Here is a 21049-nt window from a genome sequence, read left to right on the forward strand (position 1 = left end):
CCCCTTCATAGTTTGTTCTTTACTTCTTCAATATCATAATACAAATCGGTTATACGCATGTGTTCGGTCATCTTTCTCATCGTCACGTTTCTGTTTGTATGCCTGTACTGATTGATAAGCAAATTGAGAGCATCCTTTTTCTCATCGGTGAAATAAAAGAGGTAAGACACGTCTCTTCTCCTGATAGGAGATTTAAACTTACCCTTTTGCCACTCAAATATATCATAATGAAAATTCACTAACTTTCTCCTCCCGAAATCAATCTCTCCGCTGAAATCGGGCAATGTATTGGCCGAGAAATTGATAAGATCGTCAAGTATATTCTCATGGCGGGGAAGCATTCTCTTTGCTACCTCACCAATATAGGCATCAAAATCTCTTTTACATTCAAGAATCACCTTCCAGGTATATTTACCATTCATTTTTCCAACACCGCCCGCGCGGATAAACTCAAAATTCTCCGGCCTTCCATAGTATTCTCTGAGCGCCTCAGCAGTGGGGAACCACTCGTTAATCGATTCTTCTCTAAAATCCTGGAATATGGATCGTACAGGTCCGGTGGCATCTTTTGCCGACTCAATAACAGATACAGTAAAATCCACAGGGTTCACATCATGCAGGTGAAGATACTTTAGAAGCGGGAAATATGCCCGATAGTTCCAAAAAAATTGGATAAGCCAATGAACAGGGCGAAAAAAAAGAATATCCTCCTCTGACATCGTGGAAGTAAAACGTATCCCTTCCTCGGATTCAAAAGAAAGCATGTCATCGTACTGGCTGAAAGAGCTGTCGATAAGACGAAACTTCGTTTTAATCCTATATTTTTCACGTTCTTCCGGCAGAGTAAGTTCACTTCCGTTTATGAGGAGACAGTTATAACAGATAATATAGCTTACGTTCCAGCCAAAGATCATCCGTAGACTGTTCAGATGGCTCTCTTTTGTTTCTCCGGGTAGCGCAAGGATAATCTCAGTACCTGAAATGCCACCTGCTTCATTAACATGATCTATTATCTCCCGGAAATGATCATTTTCTATGTTATTCCGCTTGATATTCTTAAGTACAACAGGGTCAACAGATTGTAATGACGATACAAGATATGCCGATTCACCCATAATTTCGGCAAGAGCTATGCTCTGTCTCGTTTTTACCCAGTTTATTACGCAACGTCGAGGATAATCCTTCTCTGTTTGAAGCGCATGTATCTTTTCTCCGATCCTTATATCCCTCGGCACTATCCCAAAGTTTGCATCGGCAAAACAAAGGAGATTCGTCTTCTTCACATGACCTGCTATATAGTCAAGCTCTTCCAATACCCGGTCAATATCAAAAAGCTTTACCCTGTGCTGCGATACAAGACCCTGAGCACAGTAAGTGCAGGAAAAGGGACATCCTCTGTTTGTTTCCACAATAGGAATAAGGTCATATTCAAAAAACTCATTCAACATGCCTGTGAGGTATGGCGAAGGAATACTATTGAGGTCGTCGATCCTATCAGGTCTTTCCCCTATAACGATATCCTTATTGCGAAGGAAGATACACCCATCTATAGCTGTATCCTTAGTCCTTGATAAATCACAATCAACATTGAGATATTGCCTGATGAGGTTTATAAAACTAGTCTCCCCCTCGTTGATAGCATAGAAATCTACTGCCTTGTTTTCTGCAAAGAAGTCTCTATAGCCGCCTTCGGTCTGGTTGATGTTGGGGCCTCCACACACAATAAGTGTTCCAGAAGAAAGGGATTTTGCAAGACCGGAGACCCTGTTATTCAAGTGAGCGTTCCAGCTATAGTGCCCTAAACCCAGAATATCGGGTAGGTCTTCCTTCAGCCTTTTTATCAGATGGTCAGGATATTTGAAGATTTCAATATCAATATAGTCACCGAAGATCTTCCTTGCATAGGATGCAACGAAACCGACGTTCAGAGGGAACATATACGATCCGCCGCCAAGGTAATTGTGGACAAGGTCAGCTAAGTAAACTTTTATTTTTCCCATAATTCTGCCTTTATGTTTCAATTGTACAGGGGTTGCTACCAAGTCTGTCTATTAATGAAGACTTCCTACCCTTTTTCGGCATAGCCGAGCAATTGGACTTCCTTTGAAAATCTGATCAGTTTTTTAAACTCCGTTAGCTCTGACGTCTGCGTATATTTTAAAGGAATAAGTGCAAAAAGTTTTGTCAGGCTCTTATATAAGGCATTTTTCCATGTGAAAGGAAGGTGGTAGAAGTGCTCTACAAAACAATTCTTAAATTCAAACATCTTGAACATATCCTCCATTGACGCCTTGGTGAATGGCGTCTTATGGGTGTAGTCATCGTAAAAAACCTTATAGTTTTTCTTCCAGTCACAGGTAGTGGCAAGAAAGCATCCGCCAGGTTTCAGAACACGGTATACTTCACTTATCAGATTGTCAATATTCCGTATATGTTCAATGGCAGACTTCATCATAATTACATCAAAAAAATCATCTTCATAAGGAAAGGGCTCTTCCTCAATATTAACAATGGCTACGCTAAGCCCTTTGTCCCTGGCAACCGTATCCATATCGATTCCGTATACACTAAAACCTATCTTCTGAAAGATTTCCAAGTGTTCTCCCCTGCCGCAGCAAAGATCCAGTAGTTTCCCCGATCTTCTTTTAAAATAATGGTCTGCAAGATGGTTGCAGAGCTTCTCAGGATATTTCGTGTAGGGTCTGAGATTTTCGTTATAATGAACATTAGTATAACGGTTTTTCATGAGATGTTAAATCCTCCAAATTTTTCTACACTCTTTTTATACTCTTCCCACTGACCGATATCAACCCAGCCTCCGTATATGGGATATACAACAACTTTTTTATCCTTCGACACAATTTCAATCAGCTCGTTCATATTCATATGCTCGTTGTGACTCAGGTATGATAATACAACGGGTTCCATTACATACACACCTGTATTGATAATCATATCATGGACAGGTTTTTCTATAATACCTTCCAGAATCCCGTTGTCCAACTGAAGTACACCGAAGGGTATTTTCACCTCATTATGGCATCCGATAATCGTCATGGCTGCCCCTTTTGACTCATGCCATCTCAATACATCTGCATAGTCCACATCCAAAAGAGAATCGCAGTTGGTAACAAAAAAGGTATCGTTAACTTTGTCTTTTAATAGCGCCAGACTACCTGCCGTTCCATAATAATCATTTTCCTCAACCCAGTCAATCTCATAGTTCGACTTGTTCTCTCTGAGAAAAAGTTTTATGTATTCTTTTTTATAGTTGAGTGAATAAATAAAACGATAAAAGCCGCATTTATAAAAACTCTCCATAATATATTCAATAACCGGCTTATTTCCGATGGGAATAAGAGGCTTCGGCAGTATTCTCGTGAAAGGCTCAAGTCTCGTTCCCTTTCCGCCTGCCATCACAATCACTGATTTTTCAAAGATTTTTTCAGGCTTTGCGCTTTCTCCCTTTCCAAGGAGGTCAGTCCAGAGGAAAACATCAACAATAACATCCTCATCATCAAGCACAGGTATCTGCTCGATCTTGTTCTGCACCATAAGGGTTTTTATATGCTGCTCCATGTTTAGCATGCCTTCTTTCACAGCTACAAACCGCTTGTACATTACAATTTCTATTAAATCGGTAAATTTTAAGCCGTTTATAAGTGCTGTCCTTATATCACCGTCAGTCACTGTCCCCAGAAGCATTTCTTTTTCATCGACAACAAAGAGTATCCTTTCAGACGTCTCACTAAGCCTCTGCATTGCCTGTTTAATAGTAGTATCAGGCGGAACAAGAAGGGATTTAAGTTTTGCTTTATCCATTTGCTTCTTCCTTATCAATGATTTTGAAATCTATATCGTAAAACTCTTTTTTTAGTTCTAAATTATTCATTTTGGATTTGAGAATATATACGATCTTCCTGGCGGTATTCTGGCCGTCATATGGATTGGATACCGATTTAATTTTTGTTTGAAAATTTTCTGAATACAGTTTTTTAAAGGCTTTTATGATATCATTTTTTGCGGGCGTACAATCAATAACGCTTTCCGCCTTCATTCTCCCTTTCTGCCTGTCACCTATATTGATTGTTCCAATCTTAAAACTCGGTGCTTCGATAATTCCACTGGAAGAGTTACCGACAACCGCATCTACATATTGCATGGCTGAAAAGTATCTGAGATGTCCCATAGAGGAAAAAACAACTGATTTTATTAGATTTTCAGAGACATATTCCTCAATTATTTTATTTATAGCGCTACCACCTGGATCTGCGTTTGCCTTCGTAAAGATAATATGGGTTTCTTCCAGTTTATCCAGTACAGAAAGCAAATTTTGCAACTGTATTGCCGAATCATTCTCCAGAGTGACAGGGTGAAATGTAACCAGCACATTATGCTTATTGAATGTAAACTTTAACTTCTTTTCCAGTTCTTTCTTGGACAGAATCTTCAACGTCTTTATTGTGTCCAATGCAAGTGCGCCCGTATTAAAAACCCTGTCAGGCGATTCCCCCAACTGGACAACCCTTTTTCGATACTCTTCTGTAGCAGTAAAATGAAAATGGCTCATTTTTGTTATAGCGTGACGGAAAGCATCATCAAAGGCCCCTTCAGTAATCTCACCCCCGTGTATGTGTGCTACAGGGATTCTGCAAACATGTGCCGATGCAGCAAGTGCAAGTATTTCATATCTATCGCCAAGCACAACAACCACATCCGGATTCAGCCTTTCCCAGACTCCAGGGGCATTGATCATTGCATTCCCCATTGCAACAGAAACATCACTATTTGTAATCCCGCCATCAGTAACAGAAGATGTCAGTATATCAATTCTTTCATTAATATCAAATCCGTCTTTTTCTATATCGGTTACGGTATTGCCGAATTCCCTGACAAGATGTGCCCCGGTAACAATCAATTGCAACTTCAGATCTGGATCATTCTTGATCTCATTAATAAGCGGTTTTAATATCCAATACTCAGCCCTCGTACCTGTAATAACTGCAATTTTATGCTTTTTATTCGCCTTTTTCATGCCCATATCTATTACAACGTTATCATTTCGTCCGGTTGAAAATATCTTTTTGCCTTTCGACCAATCACATCATCCCATTTCATCGGGCTAATCCCTGTGCCGGGTCTCTTAACAGCAATATTCTTTTCCGTAAAAATATCGCCTTTTTTAATCTCCCCGAAAGCAACGATGCTCTTTCGAGCAATAACCATATTTTTTGTTTCCGAAGGTGACGGGTTTTTTACCCCATTACCAAGGGCTTCCTCTATGTTTCTTATGGCCGTCACCATTGCCTCAAGTTCTTTCGGTTCAAGAGATGCCCTATGGTCAGGGCCTTCGGCATTCCTGTCGAGTGTAAAGTGTTTTTCAATGACCTCGGCACCCAGAGCCACAGCAGCTACAGGAACTTCTATTCCCAATGTATGGTCGGAATAGCCTACCCTTACACCAAAACTGCTTCTCATTGAAACCATGGCGAGAAGATTCACGTCCTTTACAGGTGTCGGGTATTCCGTGTTGCAGTGAAGAAGCGTGATACTCTCTTTCGATGTACCGGCTTCAATGAGGATTTTCATTGCCTTTCCGATTTCCTTCATATCGGCCATTCCAGTAGACATGATGACTTTCTTATTCAAACCCCCGATTTTTCTTAAGTAAGGCAGATTTGTAATCTCGCCTGAAGGGACCTTGAGTGTCTCAAGGCCAAGATTGTTGAGGAGGTCTATACTATCCATATCAAAAGGTGTTGACAAAAATTGTATGCCCTTTTTTTTACAGTAATCAATAAGCTCTTTATGCGCATCGGCGTCAAGAGTCAGTTTTTTCAGCATTTCAAGTTGTGATTCTCTCTTATCCGTTGTGTTTTTCTGATATTCTGCCTTCGGCGCTTCTCTGCTCACTATATTTTCCGGTATAAAGGTCTGAAATTTAACGGCGTCAGCACCTGCTTTAACTGCCGCATCGATCATTTTTTTCGCAGTTTTAATATCTCCGTTGTGATTCACACCCGCTTCGGCAATAATAAAGGTCTTTTGTTTTAACGGCTTTTTTTTCATGCCTTTTTGGGACCTTTTCTGTTTGCCGGGAATCTCTCACAAGGCCCAACATCGGCAGAGACAGTGACCCCGCTTTTAACGAAAGCACCTTCACCGATTTCTATATACTGTTTTGTAGCACTATTACTCCCTAAAAAAGTCTTTGCTCCGATTTTTGTCCCCCCGTTCACCACTGCTGCAGTTGAGATATGGCAATGATCCCCGATAACAACATCATGCTCGATAATAGCACCTGTATTGATGATGCAGTTTCTGCCTACCTGAGCGTCTGTATTGACTATAGCATTATGCATTATAATAGTACCTTCATTGATAACAGAATGCTTCGACACATGCGCTTTAGGCGAAATGATTACAGGAAATAATGCGCCAAGTTGTTTTAAGTTATTAAATTTTTCTATTCTTACCTCAGCACTTTCTATCTGGCCTATTGTGATAAAAAAATACCTGAATTTTTTGACAAGGCCGGGCAAATCATCTTCTGTGGTAAAAATCTCATACCCCAGAACCTTCTGGTGCAACTTTTCCTCTACGTCAACAATCCCTGCAATACGGAAAAGGTTTTCAGCTTCGATAACATCTATACAGGATCTGCAATGTCCACCGCCTCCAAAAAGTATCAAGTCTTCCATGGTTATGAAATAATCTCCTTTATTGCCTTGCAGGCAAAATAAATATCATCGGCAGAATTCAGCGTAGAACCTGGCAGGCAAAGGCCCTTTTCGTATATTTCATGGGAGTTTTTCAAAGAGAATTTGTCCGTCATCATGTATGGCGGAAAATCGGTGATAGGCATAAACACTCTCCGAACAGGCACGCCCTTATTTTTCAGTGAATCCATGACAGCGGCAAGATCAACCTCTTTGTGTATGGTTATACAAGTAAACCAGAAAGAGCTCTCGGAGTCGTCATATGATTCTTGAAACCGGATAGTATCTATCTTGCTCAATTCTTCGCGATATATGTCATTATACATCTTCTTCTTTGTAAGAAATTCATCAAGTCTCTCCATCTGGGCCAGCCCCATGGCTGCTTCAAGATTCGTCATTCTATAGTTGAACCCTATCTCCGGGTGGTAGTAACCCCTCGACTCATCCCTTGCCTGATTTACAAGAAATTTGACGTGCTCCATGCGCTTTTCATCATTTCCTACAACCATGCCGCCGCCGCCTGTGGTGATAGTTTTATTGCCATTGAAGCTCAAGCAACCTAAATCCCCTGCATTTCCCATATATTGGCCTTTGTATTTTGCGCCAAGACTCTCTGTTGCATCCTCTATGACAAAAAGCCCGTATTTTCCTGCTATCTCCATTATTTCATTCATTTTGCAAGGGTTTCCGTAAAGATGAACAGGAATAATTGCCTTCGTCCTCGGTGATATACAGCGTTCTATTTCCTCAGGGCTGATATTCCAGGTCGTTATATCAACATCGGCAAATACAGGTTTTGCATTTACATATGCAATAGGATTCACCGTAGCAACAAAGGTAAGAGCAGGGACAATAACCTCATCCCCTTCTCTGATTCCCAACTCATACAAGGCTACGTGGAGGGCAGCGGTTCCGCTCTGGGTGGATACCGCCCTTTTTGCGCCAAGGTAACATGCGATTTTCTCTTCAAACTGTGGTACAAAAGGACCGAAGGTTGAGACGAAGTTCGAGTCAATTACCCTTTCTATATAGGCCTTTTCAATTGCACCCAGATTGGGCGCATCAAGCTCTATCTTCACCGGAATTCCTCAGCCTCGGTTGAGTGTTGTAATATATATTTTCATACGGGTTTTCTATAATCCCCAAAGACAGCATATTCACAACCTCCCTAACCCCGTCTTCCACAGTAAAAACATTTGTCAAGTCAAGATAGTGCTTGAGTTTTGTAAAATCCACCTGATAATCCCTTAAATCAGCGCCCTTATCTACCACATCTATTTTCAGATCGGGAATGAACTTCTTCACAATCTCAGCAATCCTTATCTTCTGGTAATTTTCACTATTGAATCCAACGTTGAAAACATTTTTACAAACCTTATCGAATTGCCCGATCATTGAGATAATTACCCTTGCTGCATCGTAAACATGGATATATGGTCTGTATGTATAAGGCAAAAAGACATCGAGATATTTCTTCATAAAGGCATTTAGTGCAAAATCGTTGACTGTAAGGTCAAAACGCATTCTCGGTGATGCTCCGTAGATAGTAGACATTCTGCATATAACCCAATCGATATTGTTTGAGCCATCCATCAATAAACGCTCCACTCTTACCTTGGTATCGGCATAGAGCGAAAGAGGCTTCAAACTTGTATTCTCGTTTGCAAGTCCGTCAACAACACCGTAGTTAGAACAGGTAGAAAGGAAGACAAAACCCTTTACCCCCTCTTCTGCCGCAAGCCTGATAAGTTCCTTTGTAGCTCCGAAATTTGTTTTTTCTGTCAAATCAGGAAATTTATTGCTTGCAGGCTCTCCTACTATTGCAGCAGTGTGTATCACAAAATCAATATCTTTCAGGTATGGTTTAAGATTGTCGGTATCCATAATATCGAGACGGATAAATTCATAATGAGGATTGCCCAGATGTATCAAAGGCACTTTACTGTCAAAATACAGGGAATCTACAACCCTTACCTTATAACCGTTATTGAGCGCTGTGTTTGTAAGGACTGACCCGACGTATCCGGCGCCACCTGTAATAAGCAGCTTCATGTGCTTAAACCCCCTTCCCTTGTTTTTGACCTGCTTTCCCCTGCCGTACCTCGTCCGTATCTCTCTTCAATTCATCAATCTCCATCTTTAACTTTTCGTATTCTTCCATCTTTTTTTGAAGGAAATACTGTGTTTGCTTGACACGAGCGTTTATTCCCTGAGGCGTCAGAACATAAATATAGGCTGCTTTTTTACTCGAGTTTTTAAAGCGCTGGGTCTTTACATACCCTTTTTGAATGAGTTCTTTCACTATATAGTTGATGCTCCCAAGGCTCAAACCTACTTTCTTGGAAAGGTCACGTTGAGAAACAGTTCCTTCAACTGATAATTCTTTAAGAGTCTTAAATTGAGCTTCGTTCATCGGGTGTTTTTAGGTAGGCTACCGCCATTAATGAATGTAACCGGTGAAGATAAATAAATTTTGGATATGTTCAACCACTGAACAAACTAATAATGACAGTAAACTATTTACATGTCAAGAAATTTTAATCTCTCGATATTTTTTTGTATATATTATGCTTTATTTATTTAACAAATCTAACTTCATTGGAACAGCCGGCAGCATCAACTTTCTATTTTATTTATTCTTATTTAATATGTTTTCTTAAAATCGTTTCCAGCATCTTTCCTACACTCTCTATGGCATATTTGCCCGATACCTCAAATCCACGTTTGATGATAGTAAGACGCATTTCTTCATTTTCTGTTATATCAATAACGGCCTTCGCAATCTCTTCAGGTTTGTGGACATTTACAAAATATGCATAGTCATGTGCATCATCAAATGCAAGAAAGGGGGAAACCTTTGTCAGGATTACAGGTGTTCCTGTGCTCATAGCCTCGACGGGCGGCAAACCGAAACCTTCTATCTCGGTTGACGCAGAAACAAGTATATGCGTTTCCCGATACAGGTTTGCCATCTCCTGCTCGGATATCCTTACGAAAAACCTGTCCACCACCCCATAATTCTTTTCTTCATCCGGAATATCTGCCGGGGATACCCTTGTCAGGAAAACGCTTTTCCCGTTTTCTTTCAAAATCTTCACTGCCTTTAATATATCCGGTATAGCCTTGTATTCTATGGTAGAATTTCCAACAGAAAGTATTCTGATCGTACCTGAATAATCAAGTTCTGCCACCTTCGGATAAAATACCTGCTGATCAATTCCATTTGGCAAGAGGTAACAGGGCATATCGAATCTCTTTTCAACACCTGCAACAAGATGAGGGGAAATGGCCATCTTCACAGTAGGGAGCTTGTACAACTCATCAAATCTTTTAAGTTTTTGCTTCCAACCATGCTTTTTCCGTAAATAGTTCAGCCTTGTCAGAAATCCCTTCGAGCGGAAACGCTCCGGCACAACATCTCCCCTGATCCTCTCAAGCACATAGTCAGGCTCAAATCCTTGCATGAAATGAAAGAGCGGGATATTCCTTTTTTTGGCAATTTTCCATAGGTCCTCCACGTCTTTCGGGGTTGTGATTACAATTGCATCCGCCTCCGGCACATGCATCTCATCAAATGAAGGAACTATTTCCGGTGTTACCCTGAACCCCCACTTTTCATCAATAAAACGCGTGATAAGATAGACCGTATGTCCCATGTTTCGCAAAAGCTCTACATGTTGAAAGAATACCTTAACTCCGCCGGTTAAGCCTACATGTCGTATTGCATAAACTATTTTCATTAGCAAAATACCGTTATCACAACACTATCGAACTATTCAATAAATATTATCCCCTGATACGGCAGCGTGTGATCCCTACCGCTGTCCTGGTCATCACTACCTCGCGATTCTGATTCAACACCTCCACCATTGACCGTACAACACCTCGGTCAGGCTTTGATTTCGAGCGTCTTGCTTCCAGAACCTTTACCCGTATAGAAAGCTCATCGCCTGGTCGTACCGGTTTGAGCCAGCGCAATTCATCGGCGCCGGGTGAACCCAGACTTGCAACACGGGAAATGTAGTGATCGACAAGCAGTCTCATTGTCAGCGCTGCTGTATGCCATCCACTTGCGATAAGTCCGCCGAATCCGGTCTTTCGGGCAGCAATCGGATCAACATGGAATATCTGCGGGTCATATCGCTTCGCAAATTCAATGATTTCCTCTTCCGTCACCACTATAGATCCGAATTCATATATCGAACCGGGCACGTAATCTTCGAAGTACCGCTCATCAATCGGCACGTTAAAAACAGCATTCATAATAATGGCCCCTCTAAGGTGTTACTTTAAATTCAACTTTTTAGTCCAGTTAATCAGACTTTCAAGCAATTCTTTTATTTTTTCTCTTGTTTTTTCGTCTTTCAATTTTCCGTTATTATCAATTTTTTCTGCAACAAAGGGGATTATAATTTCCGGTTGGTTCAGCGCATAAACGTTAAGGAAAACAAGGGTCTGCCGGAGGTGATACTGTGCCCTTGCAGTTCCGAGCATGCCTATGGACGCGCCCATCAACGCAAGAGGCTTACCGGAAAATACATTATCTCCGTAAGGGCGCGAAGCCCAGTCAATGGCATTTTTAAGCACACCGGGTACGGAATAGTTATATTCCGGTGTGGCGATCAAAATTGCATCAGCCGCCCTGATCTTTTCCTTGAATTCCTTTACCCGTTTTGGTAGCTGTTTCTCAAGGTCCTGATTGAATGGAGGTATACCTTTGAGATCAAAAATCTCAAGCTTTGCACCTTCAGGGAGAAGTTCAACTGCTGCCCTTAAGATTGCCTTGTTGAAAGAACCTTTTCTTAAACTTCCCGCAAAACCGAGAATAGAAATAAGTTTAAACGCTTTTCCCTCAATTTTTTTCATAACATCCTCCTTTGTTTAAGAGCGTTTTTTCCTGAAGCTGTCTCGTGCTGTAAAATTTATTAATCCTGTAAAGCAATTATAATCACGTCCTTGAATAAGTCAAACACATATTTTCCATTAGTATAAGTATCGGTGTCGGGCTGTCCCCGGCAAACACGCTCATTACGCTCCGGCGGCGGCGTGAACCTCTGTATGAGAATTCATTTAGCTCACACGGTGAGCCTGGTACCCGCTTGCGGGTGCTGGAGGCTCCACGAACTTTGTTCGTGGAAGGGGCGACCCCCTTACGGGGACAGGCTAAGCCCCAGTAAATATAAACAGCCTTACATATCAACAATCAGTGAGTTCATCGTCTTGAAACCCCTGATTACAGCTTTGTCAGCCTTCATGAAGAATGCGCTGATGAGTTCTTTGTCCTGCGGCTCATCGGCAAACCACCTTTTCCTTATGTCATAATGGATTAATCTTTTTTCGAGTAAGAGCGTATTGAAGATATGTCTGTCAGTATATTCTTTATCATTGCTGAGTAATGCAGGAAGATCGCTCAGTTTTTTCAGGGAAGGTTCTTTATCAAGGCAGTGCTTTACAAAATTTATAAATCTTGTGAGTTGCATAAAGGTAAAAATAGTATCTCTTGAAAATAAAGGATTTACTTCAGTCATACAACTTGATCTCATAGACTTCAGGTGTTTTTGCCAATCTTTGATGAGATACTTATCGAATAGCGGACTGCCCGGCGCAAGGTAAAATATGCTCGGTCCCGGCAGCAGCCTTTTACCCATAAGGAAGATAAGCGTTTCAATCACATCTTCCGGCTTTTGCTCCGGCAGCCCTATTATAAAGTGGATTTCAACGAGAAATGGAGAATATTCAAGGTACGGTAAAAGCTTCAGGAAGTTTGCCGGCAGATGTCTTTTTTGCCTCCTGATAACTGATGAGCTTATGTCTACTAAGGAGAAGTTGAGCCTCCTGAATCCTGCATCATACATTCTGTTAAGCGTATCTTTATCCAACGTTTCGGCATAGATTCCATTCATAGCAGAAAGGGTCACGCCCTTCCCTATCAAAGTGTCTAAGACATGATTGAAGAATTTTGTATCATATGTGAGCATGTCATCTTCAAAATCAATAGCTTGAATATTCAGATTTATGCATTCTTCAACCTCTTTTTCAATGCTCGCAATGTTCCTTCTTCTGTATGGAACAGGCGGTTTGCCGCAGAATGAACAATGAAGAGGACAACCTCTTGAAGTCAGGAAAAAGGTATAGTTTTTTCTGCCTATCCGGTAGTTTTCCGCTTTAAAAAACCGCCTGTCAGGGATCAGGTCAATGTTATCTTCAACGTTTATGCTCGAAATACACATACTGTCATTACTTTTTTTAAAACAGACCCCCGGGATTTCATCTATTCTGTCTTCCCTGTCTTTTTGCAGAAAATTAATCAAACGGAAAAGGGGCGTTTCCCCTTCTCCCCTGATAATATAGTCAATATCGGGGCTGTTCAATACAAGCTCCGGGAAAACCGTGGGGTGCGTCCCGCCTATTACGGTAATAATCTCCCTGCTTACTTCTTTGGCAATCCCCGCAATCTCTTGCGCCTCTTCAGCATAGGTTGTAAACAGAGACGATACGGCAACGACATCAGGCTTACTGTTAGAAATTGTCTCCCTTATCTCATCACTACCGGCGCCGAAACGGTAGTATTTATTAAACATGGAAAAAGGCGTATGGATGCCATCCATATAATAGTTATCTAATTCATAGAAAGGATGTTCCGACATTACCTTCGATTTCACATTTGTCCTGAAATCAACGACAGATACGTCACAGATATCTTTAATCCTTGTCGCAAGGTACACAAGCTGCAGGGGGTATGTCCTTATCTTTGTGTGGTAAAAATCTTCAATGGGCGGTTGTATAAGCAAAACCTTCATGCTAGAGAGTATAATTGAAAGAATGGGAAAATGATAGCCGGTTTTTTGAAATAAATATCTTGATAATATGTAAACATTGGTATAAATTTTTACACAATCAGTATGAATAAACATGCACTGTTAGAGTTGGCAAAAAACACGCCCTTTTATCAGCATATCGGCATCGAGGTTGTTGAGACCGGAGATGGATTTGTAAAGCTTGCGCTAAAATATAAGGATTGCCTTGCCCACCCCTTCGGGTATTTCCACGGAGGGGTTATCGCAAGCCTTGCAGATTCGGCAGGCATAAATGCAGTGTTGACTACGTTGCAAAAAGATGAAAAGGCCCTTACCCTTGAGATGAAGATAAATTTCCTCTTGCCGTCAAAAGACCAGGAAATATATGCTGAAGGCAAGGTAATTCATAGAGGAAGGAAAATTGCAGTATCTGATATTGATGTAAAAAACATTAAAGGGCGACTGATTGCAAAGGCTATCGTGACATGCTCAATCTCTTAAAATAATCCGGCAAACAGTTGCTGATCATCAGCAAAACTTCCCTAAAATATGCATGGCATTTAAAATTTATTTTAAGTAAGCTTAACGCTAAGTATTTATAGCCGGTTGAGATGAGCTTGTTAAATGATATTTTCATGATCAAAAGGTGCTTGACGATATGAATGAATTAATCCGTGTCGCAAAGGGCGGGCAGCCGCCAAAGTAAGAAACCCGAGGGGAAATAATATTTTGAAAAAACGATTACACTTTTACCTTATTTCGCTTGTAGTTTTATCTGTATGTTTCATAGTTGTAGGCTATGCCATCTATATAATAAAAGATATACCATCCGTAAACGTCCTGAAGGACCTGCGCAACAAGCCCGCAAGCAGTATCTATGGCTCAAATGATCAGCTTGTATATCTTGTTGTCCCTGACAACAGAATTTTCGTTTCATACAATAAGATTCCGAAACATGTAAAGGATGCCTTTCTGGCTGCTGAAGATGCTGAGTTTTTCAAGCATGGAGCTGTTGAGTTTCAAGGCATTGCAAGGGCATTCTGGAAAAACATTATACACGGGAGGTTTGTCCAGGGGGGCAGCACAATTACTCAGCAGGTAATTAAGACGCTTATTCTTGGTCCTGAGAAAAGCGCATTGAGGAAGTTGAGGGAGGCTGTACTTGCATATAAACTGGAAAGGTACCTGACAAAAGGAGAGATCCTCAACCTCTACCTGAACAATGTGTATATGGGGCATGGCGTTTATGGGGTTGAAGCTGCATCGCAGGTATATTTCGGAAAGCACATCTGGGAAACTACGCGTGCAGAAGCAGCCCTTCTGGCCGGGATAGTACAAGCGCCTTCAAGGTATACACCTAAGAAGCATCCCGGAAATGCGCGTGTCAGGCAGGAATATGTAATTGATCAGATGTTCGAAAAAAACATGATTGACAGTAAGAGAAAGAAGGAACTGTTAGACGAGAAGATTCATATCAGAGAAGACGACGGTGTGTTTGCAGATACTTATTTTAAGGACTTTATCTTTCAATATGTTGAAGGAAAATTCGGAAAAGGCATTCTATCAAGAAAAAAACTCCAGATATATGCAACAGTGGATGGCCAGTCCCAGAAACTTGCAGAAGAAGCAGTAAAGAGAGGCTTATATCTCTATGAGCAGCGCAAAGGCAATTATGTTGTACTCTATCGCCTGGAAAGAAGAAAATGGGACGACTTTATGCGGGCAAGCGACAGGGACTTAAAGTTTGCCGGGGTTTTACCTGGAAAGACTTATTCGGTTTTGATTTCGGAAAGGCTAAAAAATGGTTATCAGGTATTTGTGGGCCATGAAAAAGGCGCTATCACGATGGATACCTTTCCATATAAACCGGGAGATATTGTAAAAGCAGTTTATAGCAGCACAGATAAAAAGAAAATCCACATTTTCCAGCCTGTCAGGAGCCTGAAGGTTGAAGGAGCATTGTTGTGTATGAATGTAAATACAGGGTATGTGCTCGCAATGGTCGGAGGACGGGATTTTGAAAAAAGCCCTTATAACAGGGCTGTTTCCGCGAAAGTACAGTCCGGAAGCGCCTTCAAACCCTTTATCTATCTGGCAGCTTTAAAAAAGGGATATGAACCTGATTCGGTAATCATAGATGAACCGAAGACTTATTCTTCGGGACTGGGGGGAGTATGGACACCCAGAAATTATGACGGAAAATATGAAGGTCAGATTACTATAAAGGACGCCGTTGCATATTCAAAAAATGCTGCTACAGTCAGGCTTCTTGAGGATGTCGGCATAAGGACTGTTAAAGAAACTATAGCTGAGCTTGGCATTGATGCTGAAATCCCCGATAACCTCTCTATTGCACTGGGCACATCAAATATGACGCTCCTTGACCTTGTGAAGGGTTTTTCCGTATTTGCAAACGGAGGATACAGGATAAAACCTATTTTTATCAGGAAGATAATTGATGAAGATGGAAACGTACTCGAAGAGAACGGGATTGAAAAACAGAGGGTTATCCCTGAAGAGATAGCCCAGAAAATGAATATGCTTTTGAAAGGGCCGGTTGAATACGGAACGGCAAAGGGGGCAACAAGAATAGGCTATCCGATTGCAGGAAAGACCGGCACTACGAGTAATTATTATGATGCACTTTTTATGGGTTATTCACCACACATAGCCGCAGGCGTATGGGTAGGATTCGATGCAAGAACTTCCCTCGGTAAGGGAGAAAGCGGCGCCAAGGTCTGCCTACCCATCTGGATGAGCTTTATGGGGTCTGCATTGAGAAACTATCCACCGGACGACTTTGGGCAATCCGTAGAGCCTGAGCATGAGGATACAAAAGCTCCTGAAAAGTAGGTTCCGCTGGTTTGTTATTGCGATCAATGCAACAAAGGTCGCAAGCCTGCTTTGCTTGCCGTTGAAGACCTTTGCAAAACTCTAAAAATGCCTCTATACCGGTGAAAACCGGTATCCAGAAGTAATTGAATTCACTTGATTTCGGCTTCCGCCGGAATGACAGGAAACGGCGGCAGGGTACTTTTGCAAATGTATCTGCTGGAATTATACGTATTTTCCCGCGATATAATCGCTTAACTGTTCTATGAGCTTCTCCTGTTCGGCTACCTTACCCTTAACAACATCGCCTATTGATATGAGACCTAAAAATTTATCACCATCAAAAACCGGGAGGTGCCTTATACGCTTGCCGGTTATAATTACCATACAATCATCAATGGTATTATCAAGTTTTACAGTGTACATACTTGACATTGGGGTCATAATCTCTTCCACGGGGGTTTCCCTTGAAGTCTTACCTTTCAGGATGATCTTCCTGGCATAGTCCCTCTCTGAGATAATGCCGGCCACTTTCCCGTTATCATCCATTACCATCACTGCGCCGATTTCTTTTTCTCCCATAAGCTTCAATGCCTCAAAAACAGTCGCTTTTGAAGAAACAGACCATACATCTTTGGATTTAATTTTCAGAATTTCTTTTACTGTTCTCATCTTTTGCCTCCACTTAATAAATTATTGTAAAATTGTTGATTGTCATATAATTATATTGAACAATATATAGCGGAAAAGGCTGCCACGCAAGTAATATTTTAAAAAACGTAAGGCGTCTGATATTTATGGTAGCCAATCATCAGGTTATGTTTTCATAATAACTTAAAATATATAAGTTTAAACCTGCGGCTGCCAATTTTCCCCAATAACCTGCAATTTACCTCCAATAAATGATAACCTTTGCAATACCTCATAATAAGTGGTATAATACTCAGTGTTGTGTTTTCAATTTATTCGCTTTTTCCATCACTTTTAACCAAATACGGATAATCTGATTCACGGCCAAAATCAAAAATAGAAGAAGGAATTATTATGGCAGTAGAAAAGTTTGAAGATCTTTTGTTATCAAAAGAATTGCGCAGGGCAGTTCAAGACCTCGGTTTTGAAGAAATGACACCCATTCAGGCAAAGGCAATTCCTTTCATCATTGAGGGGAGAGATATCATAGGACAGGCACAGACAGGGACAGGAAAGACACTCGCATTCGGCCTCCCTATATTGGAGTCAATCCATCCTAAGATAAAAAAAGTACAGGCTATCATTCTCTGTCCAACAAGAGAACTTGCTATCCAGGTTGCAGAGGAAATGAAAAGGGCTCTTAAATACAAAAAAGACATTACTATATTGTCCGTATATGGCGGGCAGCCCATAGAAAGACAGATATCTACCCTCAGGGCAGGAGCTCATGTCGTTATAGGCACACCGGGCCGTACCATAGATCATATCAACAGGGGTACCTTAAAACTCGATAATGTAAAGACAGTTGTTCTTGATGAAGCGGATGAAATGCTGAATATGGGTTTCATTGACGATGTAGAAACTATACTCCGGAGTGTTCCCTCTGAACGGCAGACACTCCTTTTTTCAGCGACAATGCCCAAACCTATTTTAGAACTAACCAAAAAATATCAAAAGTCGCCGGAGTATGTCAGGGTTGTTCCAAGACAGTTGACTGTTCCTAATGTAGAACAGTCTTATATTGAAGTAAAAGAGGCAACAAAACTTGATGTCCTGTGTCGTATCATTGATATGAACGGTTTTAAATCTTCCCTTGTCTTTTGCAATATGAAAAGAAGGGTTGATGAAGTAGTTATGCACCTTGAGGCACGAGGTTACCTTGTTCAGGGTATCCACGGTGATATGACACAGCCCCAGAGGATACATGCCATGGAAAGGTTTAAGCGTAATCATACAGAAATCCTTGTGGCTACAGACGTTGCAGCAAGAGGGATCGACATAGAGAATATTGAAGCTGTTTTTAATTACGACATCCCACAGGATGATGAGTATTATGTCCATCGTATCGGCAGAACCGCCCGTGCCGGGAAAAATGGACAGGCATTTACCTTTGTCGTAGGTAGAGAAATCTATAAGCTCAGAGATATTGAATCTTATGCTGCGACAAAAATTTCCCGCAGACCAATACCTACGCTTGATGATGTGGAAGAGGTAAAAACCATGGCGTTCCTCGACAAGGTAAAGGACATTCTCGATAAAGGCAATCTCGAACGATATGAGCATCTGATTGAGCCGCTTCTTAAAGAGGACTATACCTCCTTAGATATTGCAACAGCACTTCTCAAGATGACCATGGATGAAGAAGGTAAAGAGTATAGGGAACATAAAGATTTTCCGCAGGCAACCGAGAGTAAGTTTAAAAACGAACGCACTTCATTTTCAAGAAAAAAAACGAGCGGAAGGAACAGAGGGCGTAGATACTGATCACATTGCCTTAGCAATCACCGAGTATCCACATGAAGTATATGATTTTTATCTGATCCGGGTAAATCACATAATATCAATTAATTTGATTATTCCCACATAGCTAAAGTCGCCCTGGGCTTATTCATCAGGTAGGGGCGTGTATTCGTACAAAAATGTCCTTTCTCTTCTTCAATTTATTGACATGTTGTTTTACTGGCGAATAAGATCCGGCAAAACCTGCTGCTGCCAATTCTTCATGGATTTTTACTACGTTTAAGCCTCCTTCGAGCATACTCAGTATCTTCTCCTTATGGGGATCAAGGATGCTTTCTCTTTCTTTTATATAGGGAACTCCATTCTTTTATATCATTGATAACTTTAGTCTATGGTTTTCCAGTAAGGAAGGATTGTATCTGGTTCGTACACCTGATTTATTATATTCCTGCTATGGAATTTATTCTGCCTTTGAGGGGTGTAACAATTAAAGAGGGGCGGTAAGACAGGTTCTTTTATTTGGAAGGGGTCAAGGGTATTGACTGCGCAGCTAATAGTAAAGAGATTGTAATAGTCTATTTTAAGATGTTTTATTAAGCTTATCCGTGGATACTTTGAAAAAGAGGAGGTCAGGATGAATAGGGTTATTTTTTTAGGTACACTGCTATGCATATTTTGCTATGCATTCCCTTTGTCAGCACAGGATTGCAGCAAAGCTGATAAATCTTCTTTGGATAGATACTTGAAGAGAATAATTTGAAGAGTAATCCAAGATAATTAATTGGAATCATGTAACTTTTCCGACCAGTGGCAAGCTGTCATCTTTCAGATCGCTCTTATCAAAATCTGCATAATACGATATATAAGTGAAACCTGCCTTTTTCAGTGCCATATCCAGCTCATGTTTTCTTAAGGGATACAGAAGGATTATGTTTTCTATAACTCTATTAGATTCTTTAACAGTCAATACAGTCCTGAACTCAATGAGATTATTAATACCATCGTATTCGTAGTATCGTTCAAATGTAATGGTATTGTTTTCAATCAGCGGCAGAGATTTGATATTGTGGTCCAGAATATGGTCGTAATTGAGGATCTGAAAAAGAAACGCGCCGTCATCTTTTAATATCTTCTTTACCTGTTTACAGAAGTTATCTATCTCTGGGAGGCTGGTTAAATGGACAAGGGTATTGCCGAAGCAGAGAACTATATCAAATAAGGGTATATTAAAATGCTCTGTGACTCTTTTCATATCCATACCGATAAAGGAAACAGGGTTATCTTTGTTTATTTTTTCTCTGGCCTTACAAAGCATCTTTTCGTCAGTATCAATACCGATGACTTGCAGACCCATATCAGCGAAAGCTATTGCAAGGTCTCCTGTACCACAACCTATATCTAATACAGATCTATTCTCACATGGTTCTTTGATGCAGCTTTTAACAAAATCAATCTGATTTCTGTTGAATGGAAAGATGGAGTCATAGTAATCTGCAATTTTTGAATAGAAAGGCATCATGTATAGAGTATCACTATTCTTTCAGGAAATGAAGTACCTCTGGCAGATTATAAAACAGAGGATAGTCTTCATGTTCATTCCATGGCATCTTCAACCCGGTACCTATAATGCCAGCATTGGTAGCTTTCTCTAATGTAAATGGACTATCATCAACAATGGCCCAACATTCATTAAAAAGGACCGTCTTGTCGTAGCTGAGATGGATTTCGTCGAATATAAGACTATGCTGTTTTAACCATTTTATCGTAGCACCAAGCGTTCCTTTCTCCCTGTGGCTTGCGATGATGATATGAATATCAAGTTCTTTCAGTGATGTCAGAAACGATTGTGCATCCTGATAGGGAAGAAACCGTTCCTGATCCATATGGATGCTTTTAATGATGGAGTAAAATGTTTGTGAAGAAACATAAGCTTTCCAGAAATCGAAGACATACCATTCCTTTGGTGGTGCAACAGCAGTGTTTACCTTTCTTATCCGCTCATAGAGAACAGTGGCAAAATCCCATAATGTGTTATCAATATCGACAATGATTTTTTTCACAGGGCTTATTATATACCATAAAATTCTGTTGCTAAAAGGGTGAATTGCTTATCATCTGAAATACAACAATGGGATTTTTACTGCCGCCCATTATTATTTAAGGATAGAGTATGATGATATATTCGGAGAGCGGCAGAATAGTATTTGTTGATCCTTGAAGACAGTATTTCATACTTATCAGATAAAACTCTGTAAATAATCGTTAGTATAT

General features: G+C 40.7%; 20 protein-coding genes. 3 read left to right on the top strand and 17 right to left on the bottom strand.

Translation table 11 applies throughout. From position 1 onward, the window contains the following. Positions 1 to 5 precede the first annotated feature (5 nt). The 13 genes from NT178_02470 to NT178_02530 form a co-directional block, all read right to left on the bottom strand. A complete protein-coding gene (locus NT178_02470) occupies positions 6 to 2000 on the bottom strand; it encodes a radical SAM protein (protein ID MCX5811396.1) in 1995 nt (664 codons plus the stop codon). Between the two features lie 65 nt (positions 2001 to 2065). Then, positions 2066 to 2746 (bottom strand): class I SAM-dependent methyltransferase, encoded by a 681-nt coding sequence (locus NT178_02475; GenBank protein ID MCX5811397.1) that lies wholly within the window; start codon positions 2744 to 2746, stop codon positions 2066 to 2068. Next, entirely contained in the window at positions 2743 to 3822 is a 1080-nt protein-coding gene (locus NT178_02480) for a sugar phosphate nucleotidyltransferase (protein MCX5811398.1), read from the bottom strand. The genes NT178_02475 and NT178_02480 overlap by 4 nt, the downstream gene beginning before the upstream one ends. After that, on the bottom strand, positions 3815 to 5035 hold the full coding sequence (gene neuC, locus NT178_02485) for a UDP-N-acetylglucosamine 2-epimerase (protein MCX5811399.1): 1221 nt from the start codon (positions 5033 to 5035) through the stop codon (positions 3815 to 3817). The genes NT178_02480 and neuC overlap by 8 nt, the downstream gene beginning before the upstream one ends. 11 nt (positions 5036 to 5046) lie before the next feature. Beyond that, positions 5047 to 6069 (bottom strand): N-acetylneuraminate synthase, encoded by a 1023-nt coding sequence (gene neuB / locus NT178_02490; GenBank protein ID MCX5811400.1) that lies wholly within the window; start codon positions 6067 to 6069, stop codon positions 5047 to 5049. Then, entirely contained in the window at positions 6066 to 6701 is a 636-nt protein-coding gene (locus tag NT178_02495; GenBank protein ID MCX5811401.1) for an acetyltransferase, read from the bottom strand. Before NT178_02495 ends, neuB begins: the two co-directional genes overlap by 4 nt. 2 nt (positions 6702 to 6703) lie before the next feature. Then, positions 6704 to 7804 (bottom strand): aminotransferase class I/II-fold pyridoxal phosphate-dependent enzyme, encoded by a 1101-nt coding sequence (locus tag NT178_02500; protein ID MCX5811402.1) that lies wholly within the window; start codon positions 7802 to 7804, stop codon positions 6704 to 6706. Then, positions 7782 to 8771, bottom strand: coding sequence for an SDR family oxidoreductase (locus NT178_02505; protein ID MCX5811403.1), 990 nt, complete (start codon positions 8769 to 8771; stop codon positions 7782 to 7784). The genes NT178_02500 and NT178_02505 overlap by 23 nt, the downstream gene beginning before the upstream one ends. Before the next feature lie 4 nt (positions 8772 to 8775). Next, entirely contained in the window at positions 8776 to 9132 is a 357-nt protein-coding gene (locus NT178_02510; GenBank protein ID MCX5811404.1) for a MarR family EPS-associated transcriptional regulator, read from the bottom strand. A 226-nt stretch (positions 9133 to 9358) separates the two neighbouring features. After that, positions 9359 to 10459, bottom strand: coding sequence for a glycosyltransferase family 4 protein (locus NT178_02515; protein MCX5811405.1), 1101 nt, complete (start codon positions 10457 to 10459; stop codon positions 9359 to 9361). A gap of 46 nt (positions 10460 to 10505) precedes the next feature. Then, entirely contained in the window at positions 10506 to 10982 is a 477-nt protein-coding gene (locus NT178_02520; GenBank protein MCX5811406.1) for a MaoC family dehydratase, read from the bottom strand. A 21-nt stretch (positions 10983 to 11003) separates the two neighbouring features. Continuing rightward, positions 11004 to 11585 carry an NAD(P)H-dependent oxidoreductase gene (locus tag NT178_02525; GenBank protein ID MCX5811407.1) on the bottom strand — a complete coding sequence of 194 codons (582 nt, stop codon included), beginning with the start codon at positions 11583 to 11585 and terminating at the stop codon, positions 11004 to 11006. A 323-nt stretch (positions 11586 to 11908) separates the two neighbouring features. Further along, complete coding sequence (locus tag NT178_02530) at positions 11909 to 13519, bottom strand: cobalamin-dependent protein (protein ID MCX5811408.1); 1611 nt, start codon at positions 13517 to 13519, stop codon at positions 11909 to 11911. Between the two features lie 102 nt (positions 13520 to 13621). Here NT178_02530 and NT178_02535 point away from each other — a divergent pair, with 102 nt between their 5' ends. Further along, positions 13622 to 14017, top strand: coding sequence for a PaaI family thioesterase (locus tag NT178_02535; GenBank protein MCX5811409.1), 396 nt, complete (start codon positions 13622 to 13624; stop codon positions 14015 to 14017). A gap of 228 nt (positions 14018 to 14245) precedes the next feature. Further along, complete coding sequence (locus tag NT178_02540; protein MCX5811410.1) at positions 14246 to 16369, top strand: PBP1A family penicillin-binding protein; 2124 nt, start codon at positions 14246 to 14248, stop codon at positions 16367 to 16369. A gap of 204 nt (positions 16370 to 16573) precedes the next feature. On the opposite strand, the gene NT178_02545 is transcribed toward NT178_02540, so the two are convergent. After that, positions 16574 to 17020 carry a CBS domain-containing protein gene (locus tag NT178_02545; GenBank protein MCX5811411.1) on the bottom strand — a complete coding sequence of 149 codons (447 nt, stop codon included), beginning with the start codon at positions 17018 to 17020 and terminating at the stop codon, positions 16574 to 16576. A 372-nt stretch (positions 17021 to 17392) separates the two neighbouring features. Here NT178_02545 and NT178_02550 point away from each other — a divergent pair, with 372 nt between their 5' ends. Continuing rightward, positions 17393 to 18802 (top strand): DEAD/DEAH box helicase, encoded by a 1410-nt coding sequence (locus NT178_02550; protein MCX5811412.1) that lies wholly within the window; start codon positions 17393 to 17395, stop codon positions 18800 to 18802. 127 nt (positions 18803 to 18929) lie between these two features. On the opposite strand, the gene NT178_02555 is transcribed toward NT178_02550, so the two are convergent. From NT178_02555 to NT178_02565, 3 genes are all read right to left on the bottom strand, one after another. Beyond that, positions 18930 to 19076: a hypothetical protein gene (locus NT178_02555; GenBank protein ID MCX5811413.1), complete on the bottom strand. Its 147-nt coding sequence runs from the start codon at positions 19074 to 19076 to the stop codon at positions 18930 to 18932. A gap of 489 nt (positions 19077 to 19565) precedes the next feature. Continuing rightward, complete coding sequence (locus tag NT178_02560; GenBank protein ID MCX5811414.1) at positions 19566 to 20297, bottom strand: methyltransferase domain-containing protein; 732 nt, start codon at positions 20295 to 20297, stop codon at positions 19566 to 19568. Positions 20298 to 20310: 13 nt separating this feature from the next. After that, positions 20311 to 20838 carry a hypothetical protein gene (locus NT178_02565; GenBank protein MCX5811415.1) on the bottom strand — a complete coding sequence of 176 codons (528 nt, stop codon included), beginning with the start codon at positions 20836 to 20838 and terminating at the stop codon, positions 20311 to 20313. Positions 20839 to 21049: the final 211 nt, after the last annotated feature.

The sequence above is a fragment of the Pseudomonadota bacterium genome, assembly GCA_026388255.1.
GTDB lineage: Bacteria > Desulfobacterota > Syntrophorhabdia > Syntrophorhabdales > Syntrophorhabdaceae > JAPLKB01.

Excerpts from the sequence above, each read along its gene's own strand:
- NT178_02470 (MCX5811396.1), bottom strand. The coding sequence starts at position 2,000 with ATGGGAAAAATAAAAGTTTACTTAGCTGACCTTGTCCACAATTACCTT.
- NT178_02475 (MCX5811397.1), bottom strand. The coding sequence starts at position 2,746 with ATGAAAAACCGTTATACTAATGTTCATTATAACGAAAATCTCAGACCC.
- NT178_02480 (MCX5811398.1), bottom strand. The coding sequence starts at position 3,822 with ATGGATAAAGCAAAACTTAAATCCCTTCTTGTTCCGCCTGATACTACT.
- neuC (MCX5811399.1), bottom strand. The coding sequence starts at position 5,035 with ATGAAAAAGGCGAATAAAAAGCATAAAATTGCAGTTATTACAGGTACG.
- neuB (MCX5811400.1), bottom strand. The coding sequence starts at position 6,069 with ATGAAAAAAAAGCCGTTAAAACAAAAGACCTTTATTATTGCCGAAGCG.
- NT178_02495 (MCX5811401.1), bottom strand. The coding sequence starts at position 6,701 with ATGGAAGACTTGATACTTTTTGGAGGCGGTGGACATTGCAGATCCTGT.
- NT178_02505 (MCX5811403.1), bottom strand. The coding sequence starts at position 8,771 with ATGAAGCTGCTTATTACAGGTGGCGCCGGATACGTCGGGTCAGTCCTT.
- NT178_02510 (MCX5811404.1), bottom strand. The coding sequence starts at position 9,132 with ATGAACGAAGCTCAATTTAAGACTCTTAAAGAATTATCAGTTGAAGGA.
- NT178_02515 (MCX5811405.1), bottom strand. The coding sequence starts at position 10,459 with ATGAAAATAGTTTATGCAATACGACATGTAGGCTTAACCGGCGGAGTT.
- NT178_02520 (MCX5811406.1), bottom strand. The coding sequence starts at position 10,982 with ATGAATGCTGTTTTTAACGTGCCGATTGATGAGCGGTACTTCGAAGAT.
- NT178_02525 (MCX5811407.1), bottom strand. The coding sequence starts at position 11,585 with ATGAAAAAAATTGAGGGAAAAGCGTTTAAACTTATTTCTATTCTCGGT.
- NT178_02530 (MCX5811408.1), bottom strand. The coding sequence starts at position 13,519 with ATGAAGGTTTTGCTTATACAACCGCCCATTGAAGATTTTTACCACACA.
- NT178_02535 (MCX5811409.1), top strand. The coding sequence starts at position 13,622 with ATGAATAAACATGCACTGTTAGAGTTGGCAAAAAACACGCCCTTTTAT.
- NT178_02545 (MCX5811411.1), bottom strand. The coding sequence starts at position 17,020 with ATGAGAACAGTAAAAGAAATTCTGAAAATTAAATCCAAAGATGTATGG.
- NT178_02550 (MCX5811412.1), top strand. The coding sequence starts at position 17,393 with ATGGCAGTAGAAAAGTTTGAAGATCTTTTGTTATCAAAAGAATTGCGC.
- NT178_02555 (MCX5811413.1), bottom strand. The coding sequence starts at position 19,076 with ATGCTCGAAGGAGGCTTAAACGTAGTAAAAATCCATGAAGAATTGGCA.
- NT178_02560 (MCX5811414.1), bottom strand. The coding sequence starts at position 20,297 with ATGATGCCTTTCTATTCAAAAATTGCAGATTACTATGACTCCATCTTT.